Origin of the sequence: Pseudomonas sp. ChxA, from assembly GCF_030263855.1 — a bacterium.
GTDB classification, from domain to species: Bacteria; Pseudomonadota; Gammaproteobacteria; order Pseudomonadales; family Pseudomonadaceae; genus Aquipseudomonas; species Aquipseudomonas fluorescens_CB.
Genome location: NZ_JARPMK010000005.1, coordinates 88,170 through 107,760, shown reverse-complemented (window position 1 = coordinate 107,760; position 19,591 = coordinate 88,170). Strand labels below are relative to the sequence as shown.

Sequence of the window (19,591 nt, the reverse complement as noted above, 5' to 3'; positions counted from 1 at the left end):
TACCCGGTGTCTGTGCTCACATCCAGTCATCTTAATGACAAACCCTTGAGGCCAGAGGACGCGACCAACATCACTCTGACCAAAGACAGCCTTGAGGCTGAAGATAACAACGGTCGGTTCGAAATCATGAAGCCCCCGGGTGCTTGGAAAGACTTCTTCGATCGGATGCTCTCCGAGAAGGGGAGAGGCAACAAGCGTAAGGCAGCCAACTTCACCACCCCCTTTAACGGCGAGCGTTACCGCTGCATCTTGGCTGACTCATCCGGCGGCCAGGTCATCACAATGCGCAAGCTCATGAAGTCCATTCCGAGGGTTGATAAAGACCTAGGCTTAGACTGGAACGCTATTCGTCCGCTTCTTGAAGGGTCGGGCTTGACCATCTTTGCTGGCCAGATGTCATCTGGTAAGTCGACCACGATGATCTCAGCTATTGAGCAGTTGGGGCGCAAGCGCGGAAACCTCGGTACGGTTGAGGATCCTATTGAAGTTGAGTTCCAAGGCGGGGGGGTGATTCAGCGTGAAGTAGGTACGCACGTTGATTCGTTCGCAGAAGCGATCCGTGACTTCGTCCGGCAGTATCGCAACACAATTATGGTTGGTGAGATTCGTGACCCAGAAACTGCCGACGCAGCGGTTCTCGCCGCATCCCTCGGTCACAGTGTTGTGGGTACCCTCCATGCGGACAGTGCCATCGATATCCCAACGCGCATGGCTTCGCTGCTCGATCCCAAACTCGCTCGGATCTTGCCATCTGTTCTACGCGGACTTTGGTGGCAGCATGTCTATCGACGCGGTGATGGGAAAAGCAAGCCGCTACCCATTTACGAATCGCTGTATGTAACCAATTCTGTACGTCAGATTATTGCTGACGGCCCAGAGAAGCTGCCTCAGTTGATGAACGAAATGGTTTCTCAGAAACGTGTATCTATGGCCCAGTCGGCGACAGCTTGGGTAAGCAAGAATCAGGCAACACGTGAAGAACTTCGCCAATGGCTTGAGACACGTGGTCGTATCAACGACTCACAACTGGACTACGTTCGGTAATGTATTGATACGCTCTAGCGCCCCTCAGTCAGGGGCGCATCTCGGCGAAGTGTTGTAATTCTGAGGGGATTGCCGGCATACCAAGCAGGTACCCTTGGCACAGGTCAATATTCAAATGCTTGGCCAGTGACAACTCGTCTATAGTCTCAATTCCCTCAAGCACAACCTGCTTACCTCGCCGACGGCAAAGCTTTACCAGACGCTGCACCTCTGCCCGCGCTGACTCAGACACCATGAGCTCCATGGTTGACTCGCGTGAGAGTTTGCAGCCTACAACCGAGTCGCTTAGCAAGAGCGAGCGCTTTGCGTAACCATCACGCACGTCATCGACCATCACTGTCAGCGCCTGTAAACGAAGAGCCTCAAGACGCTTCGCAAGCAGGTGAGCCTCAACGTCTGCAGTTTCAGTCACTTCAAACGTGACCCTGCCCATCACATTCGCTGCAAGGAGGGCCTGCACGGCATCTCCGACGAAGGATGGGTGCGCGATCGACAACTGGCTTGTGTTGATCCAGACAGAAAGCCTCGGCCGGGATTTCAATTGATTGATCACCTGGGCCAGAACCCAGCGGTCGATATCGACAATCGAACCATCAGACTCTGCACGCGCGACAAGCGCAGCTGGCCCCTGAGTCCCAGTGCTGTCAGAAATCCGAAGCAAGGACTCAAAGGCTATTACTGATCTTTGGTCATCCATGACACTGAAGACTGGCTGGTATGCCAGGCTGAATCTTACGGGCACTGATCCCTCATGTGCCCAAGGCGAAGTCTGGGATAACCTCTGGATCGACATATGACGCAACCAAGCATTGAGCGGATACCTTAATAGTGGGATGTCACTACCCCATTTGCCGCATTCCGTTGGAAATGATTCATTTGGTCTGGGCTGGTGGCACTAAAGACCGCCGTTATTCTGGGTGTATCGAAAACGGAGATCTGCCCGAATGAAATTCCTCAGCCACCTCTCAAACATCACAGACGGGACAGTTGTCCTGGCCTCGACAGAGCGTGTCGCGCGACACATTAAGCTACAAGCAGCACTGCTCCAGGCGGTAGGTGGGAAGAAGGCTTGGTTCACCAAGGGGCAGATTATGACCATCACGAAGTGGATTGAGACCACTTGGTTGGAGCTGATGCCCGACGAACAAGCCCTCAACCCTGTTCAGGAGTTGGCCACTGTGAAGTCGGTAATTGACCAGTCGGACCTACTGCCGTCAAACATGATCTCTTCCACGAACGCAGCTCGCCGAGTTGGGGTGGCGTACTCGCAGGTAAACAAGTACCTGATTGGGATGGATAGTGATCGCTTCCGATTCAAAGAAGAGTTTGAGGCTTTCCTCCAATGGAAGACTCAACTCGATAGCGTGTGCGGCGCAAAACAGTATGTGTTCCGTGCTCACCTCCCTACGCTCCTGCTTAAGGCTATCAAGGCTGGCGATGTTCAACCCCCGGAGCGGGTGATTATCGTAGGCATGATGTCCCTGAACCCAGCAGAAAAGGCCGTGTTCGATGCCTTAGAGGCTCTCGGTACTGATGTAATTATCGTCTCAGCAGAGGGGGATAAGACGACCCCGCGTCTTGTGCGCAGCCACAATAATGCGAGCGAAATGCTTGAGGTCGCGCAATGGGTGTCAGATCACCTGCTGCCCTTCGTGGACGCCCCTCATGCTGCACCTTCACTCGCCATCGTCGTACCTGACATCCGTTCCTACAAAGGCCCCTTGCTTGATGCGCTGAGCTTGCATACGAGCCCAGGATCATTAATGCCTGTTGGTCCGGATGGTGAAACACGGGCGCCGTGGGATATTTCCAGTGGTGCAACGCTGGGTAGCCGCCCCATGATCCGTGCGGCTATGGATCTGTTGTCCATCACGCCCGACAAGGCAGATTCCGAGACTTTCAGCCGTGTGCTGCGCTCTCGCTGGATTGCTGGCCATGTGGGCGAGTCTGCGACCCGTGCCCTTCTGGATCTGTGGTTCCGTGACAACCTAGGCCTGAACATGGGTGGCAAGGATTTTCTGCGGGCTATTGGGGCATACAAGGGGGATGCAGTTCCTGATTTCCGAAAGCGCTTTGGTGGACTTCTTGAGAAGTTGGTGTCCGGCGAGCAAAGCCGATATCCATCTGAGTGGGCCGACCATTTTACCGAAGCCCTGAACGATATGGGCTGGCCCGGTCAGAGCGAACTGGACAGTGCCAATTTCCAGACACTTAATGCTTGGGCTGAGGCGCTTGCAATGTTCCGCACACTGGATGCTCAACTCGGGACTGTTCAGTATGAGCGAGCATTCATGTGGCTCAGGGAGGTCGTAGACACACGACAATTCCAGCCCCGTATCAGCCATTTGGCCCCAGTTTCGATCTTGGGCTATGAGGATGCTATCGGCCTCAACTTCGACGCCTTATGGATCGTTGGCGCATCGAACAACGTATTGCCGGGCCGCGCTGAGCCATCACCCTTCATTCCTACCGATCTTCAGATTGATGCGGGGATTTCTGACGCCTCTAGCGAAGGGATGCTGGCATATGCTCAAAGTGTTGTGGGCGCACTCCTCAGCTCTAGCGCTGACGTCACGGTGTCGTGCCCCAGCCATAACGAAAAGGGGGCGGCCATCGGGGCCAGTGAGTTGTTTGGCACGTGGCCCGCAACTGCACCTACCCTGGAAACAAAGGGTGACTTCCTTGATGACCTGATGGGCCAGTTGGATAGGAATAATTACGAGCAAGAGGAGGCCCCAGCTGTCAGCGATATCGAACTAACTGATATCAAGGGTGGAGTTCGCATCTTCAAGGACTATGCAGAGTCCCCATTCTATTCATTCGTGCGCAATCGCCTACGAGCCAACATGTTTCCGCAACCAATCATCGGCCTTGATCCTCGAATCCAAGGGACAATGATCCACCTTGTGCTTGAAAAATTTTGGACTGAGGTGGTGACCTCCAAGGCACTCAAGGCATTCTCGGTTGCCGAGCTCAAAGCCAAGGTCCAGCACCACACTCAGCTGGCTTCCGAGGACCTTCTATACAAGCTGATCTGGCGCTACGGCATGAAGCTGATCATGCTTGAGCAACGTCGTATCGTCGACCTGACCATTGAGTGGTTGGAGCTCGAAAAGAAGCGGGAATTCGAGTTCGAGGTTATCGGCTTTGAAGAACGCCATGACATCGTTGTTGGGCAGGTACCTTTGACGGTAAGCCTTGATCGTCGGGAGCGCATCTTCTTGAACGAAGAGCAAACGGTCTCTCGGAGTGTTGTGTTTGACTACAAGACAGGCCAAGAGATGCGGATGAACAGTCTGAATGCTTCCACCCTCACAGAGCCTCAATTGCCAATCTACGCGACCAAGATCGACCTCAGTGTCGCTTCAGTAGAACCAATCGACGGCATTGTGCTGGCTCAGGTGAATCAAAAGTCTCTCGGTTTTCATGCTCGCTCAAACTTTTCGGCCAATCTCGTCGAAGGGAAGAAGGCCAGACAAGAGGACGTCGATACCTCGGACAAATGGGAAGCTCAGAAAGATGCATGGAACCGGCAGTTGGATTCTATGAGTGCTGGCTTCATCCGTGGCGAAGCGACTCTGGACCTATGTGGAAAGGGGTTTCCAATCGGCTACGAGTACATTGCGCCTATCGCACGATAAGCGTCAGTCGGGCTCCCAATGCATAGCGAAGGGGAGCCCATAGCTTAAAACATTCCGCATGCGAAAACTTTTAGTCCAATCCCGGGTTTACCGACCTGCGTCCTGAAAGATTACTTTGGCGGCTGGTGGCACGCGGGGGCGACGTTATTCTGGGTGTATCTGAATTGGAGCTGACCACATGACTGCATTCGTACCCTTCGCCGCTCTGCCGCACCTGGACCCTATTTTTGCTGGAATCCGAGGTCTCAGCATTGCAGATGCCGAAGCGCGCGCCCTGGCTATCGACCCTCGCCGCTCGCTACTGTTACTGGCCCCGGCCGGATCAGGTAAAACGTCTACCTTGCAAATGCGCTTGCTTTCCTGCCTGACAGTCGTGGAGCGCCCTGAGGAAGTGCTGGCTATCACATTCACCAACATGGCTGCTGCTGAAATTGTAGAGCGTGTTATTGGTGCGTTGCAGCAGGCAGCGACTGGCATTGAGCCTGAATTGGCCCATGAGCTCCCGCAATACCGTCTGGCTCGTTTGGTGCTAGATCGAGATAAGGAAATGGGTTGGAACCTTCTCTTGAACCCTAGCCGTCTGCGCATTATGACCTTCGATAGCTTTTGCGCTTCACTGGCAAGCAAAACTCCAATCATGTCCGGGCTGGGTGGCGGTAAAACTACCGACGATGCTTCGCTCATCTATCGTCAAGCGATTCTCGAAACCCTCAAGTCCGTTAACGACAACGACATTCCTGAGTCTCTCTCTAACGCGCTTGAGGCGGTATTGTCTTTCGCTAAAAACCGATTTGAAGCTTTGGTTCCACTGTTCGAAAACCTACTAATGAAACGCGATCAGTGGGCCGGCCGTATCATGGCACTGGACACTATTGAAATGCAGGAAGCGGTCAGCTCAGTTGTTCTGCATGCTGCCCAACAAGCTATTTCACTGATCCCAGGATCTGATCTCGAACGTGCAATGACTTGCCTTAAATCTGCCTCCGGTGCCCTTGATGGTTTCGAGTGGGCTGCGGAAATGCCCGCTGCCATTGCGAGTGCGAAAACGCTCGAATATTTCGGGCAATTTGCCTCCTACATGCTGACTAGTACCGGCACGCTCCGGGCGAAAGTAACCGTAGCCAACGGATTCCCAGCTAAGCATTTCTGCACAGTTGAGATGAATGGAATTCTGGCTGACCTCAAGGTTAACCCTCATTCTCAAGAATATGCTCAGGCCCTAGCCACACTTGCAACCCTGCCAGAACTTCAATACCCAGCTCGTTCAGCAAAAATGGTCGAGCACTTCACGGTAATTCTTCGGTATCTGTTGGCCAATCTGACGCTGGCAATGGAAGGGACAAACTCACTGGACTTCCCTGAAATCGCTCAGCGCGCCATTCAAGCTCTCGGCGCTGGTGAGACTGTCGGCGACGCCTTGCTCGAAGAAGACCGTATTCTGCATATCATGGTTGATGAATTCCAAGACACCAACCAGGCCCAATACGACCTATTGAAACTGCTGGTAGAGAACTGGGAGCCGGCCGACAATCGTTCTATCGCTTATGTCGGCGATGGCTTTCAGTCGATCTATCTTTTCCGTGGCGCTGACCTGAATCTGTTCACATCAGTTGTCGAGGCGAAAGCTTTCGGGCCCAAGCAAATGGATATTCTCCGGTTGACTGTCAACTTTCGGTCCTTGCCGGGCGTCGTTGAGTGGAATAACGCGACCTATGCCGAGGTCTTCAAAGACTCAGCTTATGAGTTCGTCCCATCGGTAGCGTTCCGGAAAGGCGATGGCGGTGTGAGCGTACACCCCGTGGCCACAGGTCAAATCGGTGAAGCCGAAGAAGTTACAAAGGTTGTTCAGGAAGCCCTTTCAAAAGACCCTTCAAAGTCGATCGCAATCCTAGTACGTGGTCGCTCGCACCTGAAACACATTCTGCCGATGTTAAAAGAGGCTGGAATTGAGGTTCGCGGTAAGGATATTGATCCCATTGGAGAGGCTGCCCCTGTCTCTGAAGTGATTTCACTGATTCGTTCACTCTGGCATTCCGCTGATCGAGCTTCGTGGATCGCACTGTTACGGGCAGCGTTCGTTGGTCTTAGCTGGGCAGACTGTTTGACTGTCGCCCGGGGGCATAACGTCATTGAGAATGCTCTACGCGACGAAGGCGTGCAGGCTCAATTGTCTTCCGAAGGACTGACCCGAGTGTTGAGGCTCTTGGAGGTTCTGGACGGAGTGAAGCGCTCCAGTCGTGGTTCAGAGCTGGGTTGGGCTGTTAAATCAGCCTGGATCGCCTTGGGCGGACCTGCAACGGTAAATACTGGCGAGATGGACGATGTGGAAACCATCTTCAAGCTACTCACTTCACACACGGAGTCAGGTGACCTTATTGACCCTCAGGCCTTTTTCCGCGCGATTGACAAAGCATATGCAAGCCCAAAAGCTGGCGCGGTAACAGTCATGACTTGCCACGGCTCCAAAGGCCTGGAATACGACATTGTGTTGATTCCTGGCTTAAACAAAGGCGGGGCTAAAGATGATGCGCCTCTGTTCTACTTCCGCCAGATGGATGGTGTCTTTTCCGTCGTTCCTAACCTCGGAGACTTGGACACTACCACCCCTGATAGTCGTCTATTCAAATTCGTTGGCCGCATGGTTCGCAAGGATATTTCTGATGAAGTATGTCGGGCGGCGTACGTGGGGACGACTCGGGCCAAAGAAGATTGCCACCTTTTCGTATGCGTCGACCGTTTCCCTGCTGCCGAGGGTGAGGTCCAGAAAGAGAAGGAAATCAAGCCAGCAGCAGGTTCGTTGGCTGAGTGCTTGTGGTCGGCTATTGGAGCCCAAGTGAAAGCGGTCGCCCCGGCATTCCCTATTGTTGCAGTTACGGATTCTGGGGTTCCCTCTAAGGCACGCCTGGCTCCCAGCTACAAAGTCGAATTGCCTAAAACGGTCTTTGTTCCGGCTGCAAGCAATGACCAAGTACCCACTGAAAATGAACTGAACGATGAATTGCGGGAGGAGGAGGGGAGCGACTATCGCGCCAAGACCATCGGTATCGTCTACCACTGGTTTGTAGAGCAGATCGGTAAGCAGGGTATCGAACTCTGGGATGAAGCTCGCGTGCGTACAAAGGCTCAGGCTATCGCATCGATGCTTCGTCGTGAAGGCTTCCCTGCTGCTGAGGTTCCTCAGGCGGTTGCTCGCATCCTCCGGCTGCTGTCCAATACCGTAAACAGTATTCATGGGCAATGGATCTTGAAGAAGCGTCCGGGCAGTGGCCATGAGGTGCAGGTCAGTGCATACCGTAACGGACGTTGGGTTCACCGCTTCCTGGATCGACCTTTTGAAGATGATGGGGTTTACTGGATCAGCGACTACAAAACTCCGGACTGCCCGGAGGGTATGTCCGAAGACGCTTTTGTTGCGCGGGAGGTTGAGCGGTACCGGCCGAAAATGGATGAGTACGAGCGTGCTGTGAAAGATGCCGGTATCACCATCCCTGTTAAAAAGGTGCTGTATTTCCCAGCATTCGACCGGCTTGCAGAGGTTGCCTAAGCCTAACGAGGGAACCTGATTTTCGGGTTCTTGACTGTGATGCCCATTCGCTTATGCAGAGGCCTTGAATCTTGCGGCTTTCTGTTCTTGAGTGAAATGGGTACCTCAGTCCTGATGGAAACCAAAGCTCGAAATAGCTGCTCATCGAACGGGATCTGCACACACTCATCTCTAAAGCTCAGCAGCCCAACCACATTCGATTCTTTGAATGCCTCCCGAGCAAGGCCGATATACAGCATCACCTGGTAGTATTCCCGGCGTCGTACGAACCCCTTGTACATTCGGTTTTTGAATTCACCGATTACAATTTGCCCTGTACGATTTCCGCGGAAAATGGCATCCGGTTCACCTGCTACGCCGAGTGCGCTGAGCCGTTTTCGTGGATGCCCCTTGCCTAGGTCAGTCCCTACAATTACCCACTGAGTTGCAGGCAGCGAAAACTGCTTGTAAATATCGAGTGGTGCCTTGGCTTTGAGGGCCAGATACAGCGACAGGGCCGCTACAATAATTCCAAGAATGATCAGCATGTCAGAATGTAATCACCTTAAAGTAGAGCAGGGCGGCGATGGCTACCAACACAATGGCAATAAATCCGCCTTTGCTTGGCCCCGCGCCGATCCGGCCATGCGCTGCGGTACCCATTTTGGCTAAACGTTGGTTGTATGCCCCACCACCGGCCCCAACGAACTTGCGCGGATCCTCTGCATAAGCGGCGATCTTGCTAACAGCTACGTTCGTACTGCGGCGCATGCCGAAACCTCAGATTGTGATTGAAAGAAAAAGGTCTTGTACCCATCAAACTTCAGCAACCCTTCCTCTTCCAATGCTTTGAACGCGCGACTGCCCGACCGCCTCTCGACCCCCGCAAGGGTTCTTATTTCATCTTTGCTGGCATGGACCTCTATACCGCGGGCCGTGGGGCGTGAGTCGGGATGCTCAACCAGCATGGTAATCACCCGCTTGATGCGATCAAGGTCCTTGGCAAATAGGTACTGCGCAGCCTGGGAATGCTTGGTCATCAAGTTCAGTTCAGCGGCCATGAGAACAGTCTCGCTGTAGCTGTTCGCTTTCATGAACTCATCGTATTTTGACTTTGAGACAGCGAGTAGGAAGGTATGGCTTCGAGTCTCGTAGCCAAACCGTACCTGCTTAGGTTGAAGTGGCCAGATTATGTCACCCTTCCGAAGGGCGTCTACGAAGATCCCCTTGCCCTGGACATCTGGCGAAAGTGCATAGGCAACCACGCAGCCTTGAAGGACGATGAAGAAATTCCCTCGGTCGATGTCCAGTTGAGTCTTTGGCGGGAGGTCAATCAATGTCCCGTAATGGTTGCCATGGATGAGCCAACTGGCCCACGTTCCCTTTTGAGGGCTTGTTTTGAACCAGTCAGGTTCGGGCGTTTCGAGGACGGCAATGTTTGGGTGTTTCATGGCGTGTGAGAAACCGTTTGCCATTATTGAGCTTCCTTCAAGTCGTATTGGCTCTGGTACGACTCGATCTTGATGTTGACAGTCGCCGGCAGTGGTAACGCCACGAGCGACATGATGGATTCCGAGGTTGGAGATTCAACCAGGAGGACATTCCTGATTCGTTTGGCTTTGGCGCAGTAAAGACCGCGGGAGCCATTGGACAGGGCTTCTCGGAGAATGATGTGACGTCTGCGTACAGTCGGAAGCGCGAGAGGGCCTCGCACCTTCACCCCTTGCGTGCGGCGCAGGGCAGTTTTAATCGTTTTGGCAGTTTGCAGGACGATAGGGTGGTCCAGCCCATCGATGACGATGTAGAAGCTGGCGGAGGAAAAATTCGAGCGCATGGTCCTGGGATCTGCAAGATCCCAGGCTTGGGCAGATTTCGCTTCGCTGTACATTGGACGGGGCCCTTGAAATATCTCATGCCCTAATAGTGGAAAGAGACAGCCCCATTTCAGCGACTTTGACCGATATTATTTGTTCAGATCTGCAATTTTCTGATGATGATAGAGGGCGCTTGCGAAGGATCGCTGCGCTTTCCTTAGGCGCAGTGCATCAAACAGCCCCGGGTCTCGGCGGACTCGGATTGTGTGCGGCCCAGTGAGAACCCCAAGGATCTTGTCGTAAAGAGCCATTATCTGGGGATTGGCGAGCTGGTTCACCATAGGGAGTGACTGTTCATGTGCAGAGACGGCCTGACTGATGACCTGTTGCTTCCAAAGCTTATAGTCGAGGATCACTTAATTGCTCCCTTGGGTTTTGACTTCCTGCGGGCCTGGTGCATAAAGACCAGATGCATCCCACCAAAAAACCACACAGCTATGAATGTGGTTGAGAACGAAAGTAGACCAACCTTGGCGACGTTGAGGGAATGACTAGGGAATTTTTCATCGAAAACCGCCCGATGTAGGGTGTCGTTTTTGTAAGCAGTGATGATCACCTTCTGGCTTGCGCTAACCCCCCTCAGGACGGTATCGGATTCGTTATCGGTAGCAGGGAAGACCTCTAGCCATCCGGTAACACTCATTTTTGAGCTTTCGATCGACTCTAGGATACCTTGAGCAGAAGGTGCAGCCAAAACCTCAGCTGGGATTTCATTTCCCACCCATTGAAAGCATTTGATGGGTAGACGCTCACATTCATACTTGAACCGACCCGGATAGGTCGCCGTCAGTTCCTCTTGGTAACGCATCCTTTCTGTCAGCAATTCGCCCTGGATGTAGTAAGCGAAGAGATAGTGGATGCAGCACAAGAAGGTGGTGTAGGCCACAAGGAAGAATGTGATGTGAATTCGCATGAAACTGCGGAACCCACGCTGGGCGATGAACCGCAAAATCAAGCTCGTAAAAACGAGAGCCAGTGTGTAGACGTCTCCGCGTTGGCGCTCTTCGCCGGTGGGTACGTGACCGACCATCCAGCAAATTCCTTCGTACCCCAGGTTAAGAAAATTGACCTCTTCTTGGAATAGTGAAACTGCGGCAATTGCCGCGAGCCACCCCAAGGTCATTTCACGGCGGAAATGAGCATAGATACCAGTCCATAAGCTCAGAAATAGAACGTAGACGCCAAGATCCTCGAGCACTTTCAGGAAAGTGATTTGTTCGCCGTCAGGTGTGGCGAATGTGAGAGTCACACACACAGCCAAGTAAACAAAAAGGAACACCGGGATCTGAAGTTGCCAGGGTATTCGGGACTCGAGCACACCAGCACCTCGGGGCCAAATTGAAGCTGTGCTAGGGAGGAATTTCATAAGGGGGTTTTGAATAGCCGTTGAATATGTTGTGACGATACTATTCAGTTCCTTGAAGGTGACCAGCCAAAAAGGGGTCTCGGATTTCTGTAACGGCGCTCTGAACAGATCCGCACAACTAGCTATAGGAAACAAAGGATGAATGCGTCCAGCCGACGGCACACGCGGTACGTGATCTCTGAAGGAGCGCTGCTCTCTCAAAAAATCAAAGGAAAGGGTTTGGTAGCAGGGCTCCTGGGTTGGGCCGATTGCCGGGTGCGAGATTTATCGATCGCGGGCGCTATGATCCTGACAGAAAAGAAGAAAGGAATCGGAGATGCTATCTCGATGAAGCTGATCCAGCGGAATGGTGACGAGCTTCAATTCGAAGGGAGGGTGGTGAACTGCGGTACTGATCATCGAAGCGGAAATTTCCAGCTTGGGATTGCCCTGTCCGAACAAGCTCCGGAATCTCGTGAACATATTTTTCTTCACAGTCTGGGCGAGTCCTTCCCCGAAGCGCGCTGACCCGATAGCAGTGACTGCTTGGTTGTGATACGACAAGGCCCGCCCATTTGCATGGACGGGCCTTGAATAAGTCGAGGAGAAGCAACGGCACCCATAGGCATTTGGATGTAGAAGGGGGTGACTTAGGAGTTAGGAGGTCTAAAGCCTATGCTTTCCTCAAGAAACTGTGTCAAAAACTGGCATGGGGGAGTGAACCCCATTCCGCACATTCTGTACGAACGACCGGGCTTTGTGAAGATGAAGGCCGTGAATTTGCGATAAATTGACACCTATGCAGCGGTCTCAGAAATCTCGCAAAGCGGCGAAAATCTGGAAAAGCTTTCTATCTCAAGTGTCTTCGACCCTCTCGCCGCCCATCGGTTCAAAAAAAACCAGGATTTTTCTTTTCTTGTCTCCGGCCCGAGTGGACTGGTAATGCTCTATTTCAGGGCGTGTAGCTTCCTGTTGCGGGAATTCTACACCTCCCTTTTACGACAATTCTGTCAACTTGGTTGTGATTCTTGGCAATAACAGACGCGCTAATTTAGGACGCGTCTGGGAATGAGAGAGCTCAACCAACGGCAGGCTTGCCGAATATCCGTTTGAATAGCGTAGCTCCTTGTGCCTGGGCTTGGGTTTCCGGCACGAGCTGGACGATGCTGAAGATTACTCCTGTGTCGTTCGAATGATAGGCGAGTTGCAGGTTGTTCTTCTTGAGGCCAATGAATGGAGCTGAAGCAACTAGCGATTGATCCATTTGCTCATGGCCCGTAGCAACCATTGTAGGGTCGAAGCCAAATATGACACGACTATCAAATTTGTCCCAAAGCATCGGGTCTGGATGAGAGATGGTTAGAACGACGTTGATGCCTACGCTACTGGCAAGCTTCAAACCGGCAGTGACCGATTCCTCATCCCTCGCGACCGATACCCGGTCGATGATGAGGGTGCGTCCACGCACAGCTCCCTCGTTAAGGGCAGAATAATGAGCGGAGACTAGCTGCTCGAGCGTGTAGGTACGACTTGGTAAAATCGTCACCGCCAAGTGGTGGTCTGGATGCTTCTGACGTTCACCCAGGATGAACGAACTGTGATCTTCAGAAAGCGACTTTCTGAAGACATCATGGCCGCGGCTGTAACGGTTCAGATAGTTGTCGCCATCGTGTGTGGCTCGCACTACGGCAACGAACAGGTCATCAAGGCGGTTCAGGCAAATCTCTTGGTCGATCCATTGAGAGATGTGCAGGGGCTCGGTATGGATGATTAGGGTATGGCCGGCATAATCACGTCCCAGTAAATATTGGGAGGGTGGCATGAAACCAGTGCGAGCCTTGAATCTCGCCATTTCCTCCGCTGATTGAGAGGTTGGATCTATCTTATCTTGCCTTGCGTATGCCTTCAGCGCTTCAAAATTGCTAAACCCCCACATGGTTGCAATGAGCGTTCCCTGAGGGTGCCCTTTACGAATGTCGGGTAACGTATTCTTGAGGGGATCCATGTTCATGGCCATTCGCAAGAACTCCATCATCTGGAGGCTTCGATCGGAAATGGCTCTTATCTGATCAGGGGTCTTGATCATCTGCAGGCCATTGATTGGCTCTTCGAGTTCACCAGTTTTAGCGTTCAGACGGTTGTACCCGTAGGCACGCGCAACGATCACATTTGCCGCTTCAGCATTAATGCCCAAGGCCATTTTCTTGACCAAACGTTCAGATTGCTCTTTGTACATGCTCACGAGTCCAGAAGGTTGGTGATGGGCTGGTGGCGCTCTACGAATCCAACGTAGGCCGCGTAGAGGGCTTTGTCGGACTTCTCGCTAAGCGAGGATGCCAGTAAGCGGTAAGCGCGGCGAAGATCTGGTTTGATGTCAGTCATGCCATGCTCGACGATCTTGACGAGCTCTATAGTGGCTTTAACGTAACCGGCAGAAGCAGCTCGCTCGATGTATTGGATGCCCTTAACTGGATCGGCCCCTGCGCGTTGTTTGAGGACGTGGGACATTCCGTAGGTGAATAGGGCGTCGGTCGATGCAGGTTTAGCAATGCAGGCGAGCCGGAGCCAGTGGTCAGCGCGGGTTATGTCAGTGTCTACACCGATGCCTTGATTGAGACACCTCGCCACTTGGAACATTGCTTTGCCATCTCCATTTTCAGCAAGCTCAAGCATGTCTCGATATGCGTTCGCTCGGTTTCGCTCATCGCAGGAGACCAGATCTCGAGTGAGACTGGCCAGGCGGAGACTGGTGGTTTGGTCAGTGGACTGCATTCTGATTATTGCCTTATTCATCAATTGAGGCAGGAAATGAATCGCTTTCGGCTTTCTGTACCAAAGGCCCAAAGACGCGATAGTTCTCGAGATACTGATAGAGGTTCATTTTCTTGATGTACGGTTCTTTCTCGAGTAGTTCGCGGCCGGCAGATTTGCGTCGTGCCGTGACTACGTCGTAGCTAAGTAGCGGTTTAATTGTGGGTGCAAACTTGCATACATCGATGTCGTAAACGAAGGGCACGGAAGAGATGATCTGGCGCACCGGCGTATCACCGTCACGAACCCGTGCTCGGATGTGGGGTTTGACTGGTCTCCGAATAGCGACCTGTTCATTGCCTAGCTTCCGTAAGAGATCAATAGCGGTCAGCAAGCCCTCTTCAATTGATCCCTCAGGAGCGTCGGACATGGTAGGACGTCGGTCGTGAAGCTCATCTAAGAGGTCTTCCCACTCTTTCACTAAATCTGAAGCCACATGCCTTGATCCGGATGTGCCGGTATCAGTCCAGTAGAAATTAATGGTCTGAGGGTTCATCAGCACCGGGGTGCAACGCATTGCCTGCTTTGGCGATATGGCCTCAAACTTAATCCAAACCTTCCGGCGATCGTTAGATTTCTTGATCTTGCCGATTAGCATTTCCAGCTTGCTGCGCAGATCATTCGTTTCGATGATTTTGGCAATCACTTCCCCAGGCAGCGCAACTACCCCTGGACTCCTCAAGGTTTCCTTCGCGTTCTGAGTTTCCTTCATCGTGATGCAAGTGAGGACGTCTATAGCTGCGTCGACCGCGTCGCTACCTTCAAGCCTCCTCACCGGGATAGGCGCAGCTTCGTCTACTTCTGGCTCTTGTCGAAACTCCATCTCAAAAATCGCATCGACTCTCAATCGGTGTCGTGAGTCATTGAGCATTCTGACCAGTACCTTGAGCTCGGCCTCAAGCTGTTTGACCACTGCGATTGCTTCACTGATAGCGCTGAGGTGGAGTTCCATAGAGATGTCCACTGCGTGAGCCCACACATCACTTTAACGGGCGTTGGATTTTCGACTAGGCGTTTTGAATTGGATTCTATTATGGCGCGGGTACACTCTGGCACATAACCAAATTGGGGTATCCGAATCTTGTCTCTGGCAAAAACCTTTGAATCTGCAGTGAACCTGGGCGCTCTTACTGAAGCCTGGTTGCGCACAATCAAGCCTCTGCTGAAGACCCAACTTTTCGAACTCGGGGTGAAGGCCAAGCTCAACAACGCTGCCTCGGTAATGGCCCCGGGAGCTTTAGTCGCGAATGTCGTTCGTCAATCAGGTATCAGCTGGAGCGAGAAGCCAATTCGTGTCCTCCTGCTGGGATCAGATCCTCTCATAAGATTCGATAAGTCCAAGTGGGCTAGCTTGGCTGGCGAATTTCTTGGAGCTCCAGGAGCTGTGGAGATCATCTATACCCTGGACGAGAATGCGGACTCCGAATTCTCAAAGCTTGCGACAGCGCTCAACCTTCCCGCATGTAGCGTATTGACCCACGGCGAAGCAGTCGAGAGCGGCTTTTCGAAGGTCGACTTGGCAATATGGGTTCACCCTGCCGCAGAGTCGGCAGACGAGGCTGAGGCTCTGAATACCTCCACTGCGATGTCGCTGTCCACCAAGCAAGGTGTTCCTGTTTATTCGGCCTCATTTAACGAGGTCGACCTCCACACACAGAATTTCCTGATTCAACATCACTCTGTGCAGTTGCAGCCACTTGGCGGTCCGATTACTCGCGGGGCCCCATCCATCAACCGATACGGCATTTCTACCTTCGGTTTAGGGGTAGAGGGTGGATGGGGTGCAATATTGGCAAAAGTTGAGCCGGCGCAGCAGCTCGGCGATCCCTGCGAGGCCGCTCTCGTACGCACGGCGATGAGACTCGTATGTGCTGAAGGAGCACTCCATACGTCATGGAGCCTGGGCCAGCGCATAAACGGTGTAGCCTTCAACCGGATCATCCCGTTGGGATTGCTTGGCAACATGGCCATCGACCCTTCAACTGGTCATGTCTTCCAAAAAAATGAAGACTCACGTGATCTCCGCGTTGTCGGCCATCTATGGGACAGCGAGCTTAGGCTGATGCCGAGCTCCAAGCGTGAGCTGTTGCTGTGGGCATGTCGAATTAAGCTGGCATTTCAAACAGAGCTGCCAAAAGAAGATGCCAGGCGCAAAGAGGCAATAGCCTCCCTTGAGCAGGGTTTTAATGACGGAATTGTCGAAGCTGCTGTAGCGCTGGCTCGGTGCTATGAGTCATCAAAAGCTGATGGAAGCGATGTAACGGCACATCTTTGGCAAAGCAAGGCTGGGGCCCTGCACCCATTGAGCTCTTACGGCTTGGCCTATGAGGCTTTGGGAGCTGGAGACTTAGCCGCCGTTGAGCGATATCTGCGAATCGCTGTCGAGTTCGGATACCCGATTGCGATGACAGACCTCGGGAAGATGCTCTGTGACAGTAAGCGAGTAGACGAGGGTCTGGCTCTCTTGAACGAAGCCGCCTCTCGCAAGGATCCTGAAGCCAATTACGAGCTTGGAGAATTGTCTGCCAAAGGTGGTGACCTGCAAGGCGCCCTGGAATTCCTTCGCGCGGCATGGATCTATGGTCATGTCGACGCAGCAGCCCTTGCGCGGCAAGTAGCCGATTACATGCTTGAGCACGGAATTGGGAAACGCTCGTTAATCAAGCGCGAAGCGAAGGAAATCGCTGCATTTCAAAAGAAGCTCGACACCCGCTTGGTGGCAAATGCTACTTAGGATTCGACTGAGTGCTTCAAATTGGGCTGGAAGAATCGCTATATCAGCGATCCTCGCTTGGATGCCTTTACATTCTGTGGCATCAACGGTTCCAGTTGTGGATTCCAAGTTGGTCACTTACGGAGTGTCCGGGCAAACCATCGATCAAATTCAACGATCGATTGCAGAGCATACACCCAGTCGAAACGGGGGCTCCTACTACGCCGGCGTCACGATATGGAATCTCTCAGCATCCTATGACCTGATTCCCTCCCCACATGGCTGCCTACTCGATAACGGGCAGGTGTTCTTGAAAATCAGGATTCACCTACCTGTTCTGGAATCGATTCCCAAATCCCCAGGTGTTGAGCAAGAGTGGCGGCGGTTTTACAGCGCCCTCAATGCTCATGAAGCATTGCATGCGCAAAACGCCTACCGGGCCGCCACCACGCTACTGGCAAAAATAAACGGGACACGCACTGATGTGCCCTGTTCTCGCGCCAAGGTGATCGCTGAGAAGGCTACGGCCGCGCTGATAGAACGGATTTCTGCCTACGACAAAGATCTAGACATTCAAACCCGTCACGGAACTACGCAGGGCGCTTATTTGAACCCCGTTGTCAGATGACCCCCCCCACAGAATATGAAGCCTAACTGCCTGGAGCATAACCTTTGAAGAAAACGTTATTGATGTCTGCTTTGTTGGTGTTGGCTACTGCTATATCAGGGGTTGCCGCAGCCGCAGACGCTCGTGTTGGAACCTGGAATACAATGCGTCTGGGCAACGGTGACCAGAAAAGTTACCCAGCTTTAGCAGCAGTCGCCGCCAATGTTGACGTCCTGGCCGTTCAGGAGGTGATGAATGATGAGGGCATCCAATACCTAAAACTGGCACTGGAGCAACGGACACGTGAAAAGTGGAGCTCGCTGTGCTCAAGCCCTGTAGGCTCGCGCAGTTATAAGGAGCAGTATTGCTTTCTTAGCCGCGATTCGGCAGTTCAATATGAAGACGGCGCCGTAAGCTTTTTGGATCGTAAGCATGTGTTCATGCGAGAGCCCTATAGCGCGCGCTTTAAGTCCCTCAGTGACGGCAATACCTTCGCCTTGGCCACCGTACATATCATTTACGGCAAGTCAGCCGCTGACAGAACCCCAGAGCTGAAAGAGCTCGGTAATTACTGGGAATGGCTCGAGCAGGTATACCCAGGAGAGCCCATCATGCTGATGGGTGATTTCAACATGCCCCCTTCGGACCCTGCGTTCGAGTCCCTTCGAGCACGTGCTATCCCAATGGTTACAGACGGCGCAAGCACGTTGTCGAACACAAGCGGTCGGTTTGCCAATCTGTACGACAATGTGTTTGCCAACCAGTCAGCGCGATCGATGATGTCCGGTGTTGGGATCGTCAATTACCCTGCGATGCTCAAGGTAAGCCATGAGGATGGGCGGCGCGCCGTGAGCGATCATGCGCCAGTGTTCTTCCAGCTTGGGAAGGCTAGGCTGGGGAGTGCTGTCCAGATGGCTTATCCTCAAGGACCCGCTCAGCTGATGCACCAGGTAGTGAATGCTCCGGCTCGTAATGACTCTGTCTTCACTCCTCTCGCATCGACCGGGCTTGGTGCCCTTTCTACCGCTTCGAATACTCAGGTCGGGAGCGTGCACGGTAATAAGAGCTCCCATATCTACCACCTTTCCAGCGGTTGCCCGTCCTACGGAATGATCTCGGAGAAGAATCTGGTGGTATTTGCTAGTGAAGCCGAAGCGATTACGAGCAACTACAGGAAGGCGGGTAATTGCAAGTAAGGTAAGCAAACGGCATCTTGTCATGAATGACGGTAAATATAAAATGAGAGACCCAATGAAAGCCACAATGCAGCAGGCAACCGAACACAATCAAAACGTACTGAATGTCCTAACTGAACTTCTTAGTGTACTTCGCGATGCAGATGCCATTATCGGTCGTGACGAAGAAATTTTAGCTTTCGACAGTCACCGCACCCTAGCGGCAATTCATGGTGACATACACTCTGTTTTTGGCTCGCTAAGTTTGATTGCGGGAGGTGAATATTCTGGCGGGTGGAACGTGTTCTCTCAAACCCAACAGAATAAGGACTTCTTTCTGCTCAATATTCGCTCCCTGCTCCGTGAATCGGACTTCAATAACGGCTTCCCGCTGATCACAGATGTTTGCACCCTGATCGAAGGGTTGCCGTGTATGCCACCCGAATACGCTTTGAAGGTCAAAATCGCTCACGATAAAATCTCTCATGCGATGAGAAGTTTTCGCTCGAAAAACAGTGGAGAGATTGAGGCGGCGATTTTTGACCACGAATGACCACGGAAACAGTCCTGACTGTTGCAAACAAAAACGAGCCATGCGATCTGTTGGCAGCAAACAACATCGTTCGACACAAGACAACTTATTGCGACACTCGGCATTATAGATTGACACAAAAACGCTGATGAATCGCCCTCTGGAGCAGAGCAACAGCCTGCAGCGCCCGGAATCACTGGTAGGTTGTGTCAAACTATGTTGTCGTTGCTGTCCGGGTTGATACGTGAGTGGTCAGTGATTTAGGGGCTTTGTGTCAATCTATGTTGATGCCACCCAGTGAACCCGCAAAGCGCGGTCAACGCCCG

General features: G+C 52.7%; 18 protein-coding genes. 8 read left to right on the top strand and 10 right to left on the bottom strand.

Annotated elements, in window-relative coordinates:
• The first annotated feature begins 6 nt into the window (after nucleotides 1–6).
• Nucleotides 7–1,044 carry an ATPase, T2SS/T4P/T4SS family gene (locus P5706_RS35060; protein WP_078465833.1) on the top strand — a complete coding sequence of 346 codons (1,038 nt, stop codon included), beginning with the start codon at nucleotides 7–9 and terminating at the stop codon, nucleotides 1,042–1,044.
• Between the two features lie 28 nt (nucleotides 1,045–1,072).
• Here the strand turns inward: P5706_RS35060 and P5706_RS35055 are convergent, their stop codons facing one another.
• The gene (locus P5706_RS35055) at nucleotides 1,073–1,837 is read right to left on the bottom strand and encodes an EAL domain-containing protein (RefSeq protein ID WP_078465832.1); all 765 of its coding nucleotides are present in this window, start codon (nucleotides 1,835–1,837) and stop codon (nucleotides 1,073–1,075) included.
• A 151-nt stretch (nucleotides 1,838–1,988) separates the two neighbouring features.
• Between P5706_RS35055 and P5706_RS35050 the strand changes: the two genes are divergently transcribed.
• Both P5706_RS35050 and P5706_RS35045 read left to right on the top strand, forming a co-directional pair.
• The gene (locus tag P5706_RS35050) at nucleotides 1,989–4,685 is read left to right on the top strand and encodes a PD-(D/E)XK nuclease family protein (protein ID WP_078465831.1); all 2,697 of its coding nucleotides are present in this window, start codon (nucleotides 1,989–1,991) and stop codon (nucleotides 4,683–4,685) included.
• Nucleotides 4,686–4,863: 178 nt separating this feature from the next.
• A complete protein-coding gene (locus P5706_RS35045; RefSeq protein WP_198834201.1) occupies nucleotides 4,864–8,229 on the top strand; it encodes a UvrD-helicase domain-containing protein in 3,366 nt (1,121 codons plus the stop codon).
• A gap of 2 nt (nucleotides 8,230–8,231) precedes the next feature.
• Here P5706_RS35045 and P5706_RS35040 read toward each other — a convergent pair whose 3' ends face one another.
• From P5706_RS35040 to P5706_RS35015, 6 genes are all read right to left on the bottom strand, one after another.
• A complete protein-coding gene (locus P5706_RS35040) occupies nucleotides 8,232–8,756 on the bottom strand; it encodes a hypothetical protein (RefSeq protein ID WP_078465829.1) in 525 nt (174 codons plus the stop codon).
• A 1-nt stretch (nucleotide 8,757) separates the two neighbouring features.
• Nucleotides 8,758–8,979, bottom strand: coding sequence for a hypothetical protein (locus P5706_RS35035; protein WP_078465828.1), 222 nt, complete (start codon nucleotides 8,977–8,979; stop codon nucleotides 8,758–8,760).
• Entirely contained in the window at nucleotides 8,958–9,683 is a 726-nt protein-coding gene (locus P5706_RS35030) for a Crp/Fnr family transcriptional regulator (protein ID WP_078465827.1), read from the bottom strand. The genes P5706_RS35035 and P5706_RS35030 overlap by 22 nt, the downstream gene beginning before the upstream one ends.
• Entirely contained in the window at nucleotides 9,683–10,096 is a 414-nt protein-coding gene (locus P5706_RS35025) for a 30S ribosomal protein S10 (protein WP_078465826.1), read from the bottom strand. The genes P5706_RS35030 and P5706_RS35025 overlap by 1 nt, the downstream gene beginning before the upstream one ends.
• A 75-nt stretch (nucleotides 10,097–10,171) precedes the next feature.
• Entirely contained in the window at nucleotides 10,172–10,438 is a 267-nt protein-coding gene (locus tag P5706_RS35020) for a hypothetical protein (protein ID WP_078465825.1), read from the bottom strand.
• The gene (locus P5706_RS35015) at nucleotides 10,435–11,331 is read right to left on the bottom strand and encodes a hypothetical protein (RefSeq protein ID WP_188117753.1); all 897 of its coding nucleotides are present in this window, start codon (nucleotides 11,329–11,331) and stop codon (nucleotides 10,435–10,437) included. Before P5706_RS35015 ends, P5706_RS35020 begins: the two co-directional genes overlap by 4 nt.
• Nucleotides 11,332–11,586: 255 nt before the next feature.
• Between P5706_RS35015 and P5706_RS35010 the strand changes: the two genes are divergently transcribed.
• Nucleotides 11,587–11,955 (top strand): PilZ domain-containing protein, encoded by a 369-nt coding sequence (locus P5706_RS35010; RefSeq protein ID WP_078465823.1) that lies wholly within the window; start codon nucleotides 11,587–11,589, stop codon nucleotides 11,953–11,955.
• A gap of 550 nt (nucleotides 11,956–12,505) precedes the next feature.
• Here the strand turns inward: P5706_RS35010 and P5706_RS35005 are convergent.
• The 3 genes from P5706_RS35005 to P5706_RS34995 form a co-directional block, all read right to left on the bottom strand.
• Nucleotides 12,506–13,663: a hypothetical protein gene (locus tag P5706_RS35005; protein WP_078465822.1), complete on the bottom strand. Its 1,158-nt coding sequence runs from the start codon at nucleotides 13,661–13,663 to the stop codon at nucleotides 12,506–12,508.
• A gap of 2 nt (nucleotides 13,664–13,665) precedes the next feature.
• Nucleotides 13,666–14,100, bottom strand: coding sequence for a tetratricopeptide repeat protein (locus P5706_RS35000; protein ID WP_169904180.1), 435 nt, complete (start codon nucleotides 14,098–14,100; stop codon nucleotides 13,666–13,668).
• Nucleotides 14,101–14,212: 112 nt separating this feature from the next.
• A complete protein-coding gene (locus P5706_RS34995) occupies nucleotides 14,213–15,190 on the bottom strand; it encodes a DNA replication terminus site-binding protein (protein ID WP_078465821.1) in 978 nt (325 codons plus the stop codon).
• 129 nt (nucleotides 15,191–15,319) lie between these two features.
• Here P5706_RS34995 and P5706_RS34990 point away from each other — a divergent pair, with 129 nt between their 5' ends.
• The 4 genes from P5706_RS34990 to P5706_RS34975 all read left to right on the top strand — a co-directional run bounded on the left by P5706_RS34990 (nucleotide 15,320) and on the right by P5706_RS34975 (nucleotide 19,286).
• Nucleotides 15,320–16,972 (top strand): tetratricopeptide repeat protein, encoded by a 1,653-nt coding sequence (locus tag P5706_RS34990; RefSeq protein ID WP_153045954.1) that lies wholly within the window; start codon nucleotides 15,320–15,322, stop codon nucleotides 16,970–16,972.
• 97 nt (nucleotides 16,973–17,069) lie between these two features.
• The gene (locus P5706_RS34985) at nucleotides 17,070–17,579 is read left to right on the top strand and encodes a DUF922 domain-containing protein (RefSeq protein WP_169904182.1); all 510 of its coding nucleotides are present in this window, start codon (nucleotides 17,070–17,072) and stop codon (nucleotides 17,577–17,579) included.
• Between the two features lie 44 nt (nucleotides 17,580–17,623).
• A complete protein-coding gene (locus P5706_RS34980; protein ID WP_228759002.1) occupies nucleotides 17,624–18,754 on the top strand; it encodes an endonuclease/exonuclease/phosphatase family protein in 1,131 nt (376 codons plus the stop codon).
• A gap of 22 nt (nucleotides 18,755–18,776) precedes the next feature.
• A complete protein-coding gene (locus P5706_RS34975) occupies nucleotides 18,777–19,286 on the top strand; it encodes a hypothetical protein (RefSeq protein ID WP_153045953.1) in 510 nt (169 codons plus the stop codon).
• The last annotated feature ends 305 nt before the right edge of the window (nucleotides 19,287–19,591 follow it).

Excerpts from the sequence above, each read along its gene's own strand:
- P5706_RS35055 (WP_078465832.1), bottom strand. The coding sequence starts at position 1,837 with ATGTCGATCCAGAGGTTATCCCAGACTTCGCCTTGGGCACATGAGGGA.
- P5706_RS35050 (WP_078465831.1), top strand. The coding sequence starts at position 1,989 with ATGAAATTCCTCAGCCACCTCTCAAACATCACAGACGGGACAGTTGTC.
- P5706_RS35045 (WP_198834201.1), top strand. The coding sequence starts at position 4,864 with ATGACTGCATTCGTACCCTTCGCCGCTCTGCCGCACCTGGACCCTATT.
- P5706_RS35040 (WP_078465829.1), bottom strand. The coding sequence starts at position 8,756 with ATGCTGATCATTCTTGGAATTATTGTAGCGGCCCTGTCGCTGTATCTG.
- P5706_RS35035 (WP_078465828.1), bottom strand. The coding sequence starts at position 8,979 with ATGCGCCGCAGTACGAACGTAGCTGTTAGCAAGATCGCCGCTTATGCA.
- P5706_RS35030 (WP_078465827.1), bottom strand. The coding sequence starts at position 9,683 with ATGGCAAACGGTTTCTCACACGCCATGAAACACCCAAACATTGCCGTC.
- P5706_RS35025 (WP_078465826.1), bottom strand. The coding sequence starts at position 10,096 with ATGTACAGCGAAGCGAAATCTGCCCAAGCCTGGGATCTTGCAGATCCC.
- P5706_RS35010 (WP_078465823.1), top strand. The coding sequence starts at position 11,587 with ATGAATGCGTCCAGCCGACGGCACACGCGGTACGTGATCTCTGAAGGA.
- P5706_RS35005 (WP_078465822.1), bottom strand. The coding sequence starts at position 13,663 with ATGTACAAAGAGCAATCTGAACGTTTGGTCAAGAAAATGGCCTTGGGC.
- P5706_RS35000 (WP_169904180.1), bottom strand. The coding sequence starts at position 14,100 with ATGCTTGAGCTTGCTGAAAATGGAGATGGCAAAGCAATGTTCCAAGTG.
- P5706_RS34995 (WP_078465821.1), bottom strand. The coding sequence starts at position 15,190 with ATGGAACTCCACCTCAGCGCTATCAGTGAAGCAATCGCAGTGGTCAAA.
- P5706_RS34975 (WP_153045953.1), top strand. The coding sequence starts at position 18,777 with ATGAATGACGGTAAATATAAAATGAGAGACCCAATGAAAGCCACAATG.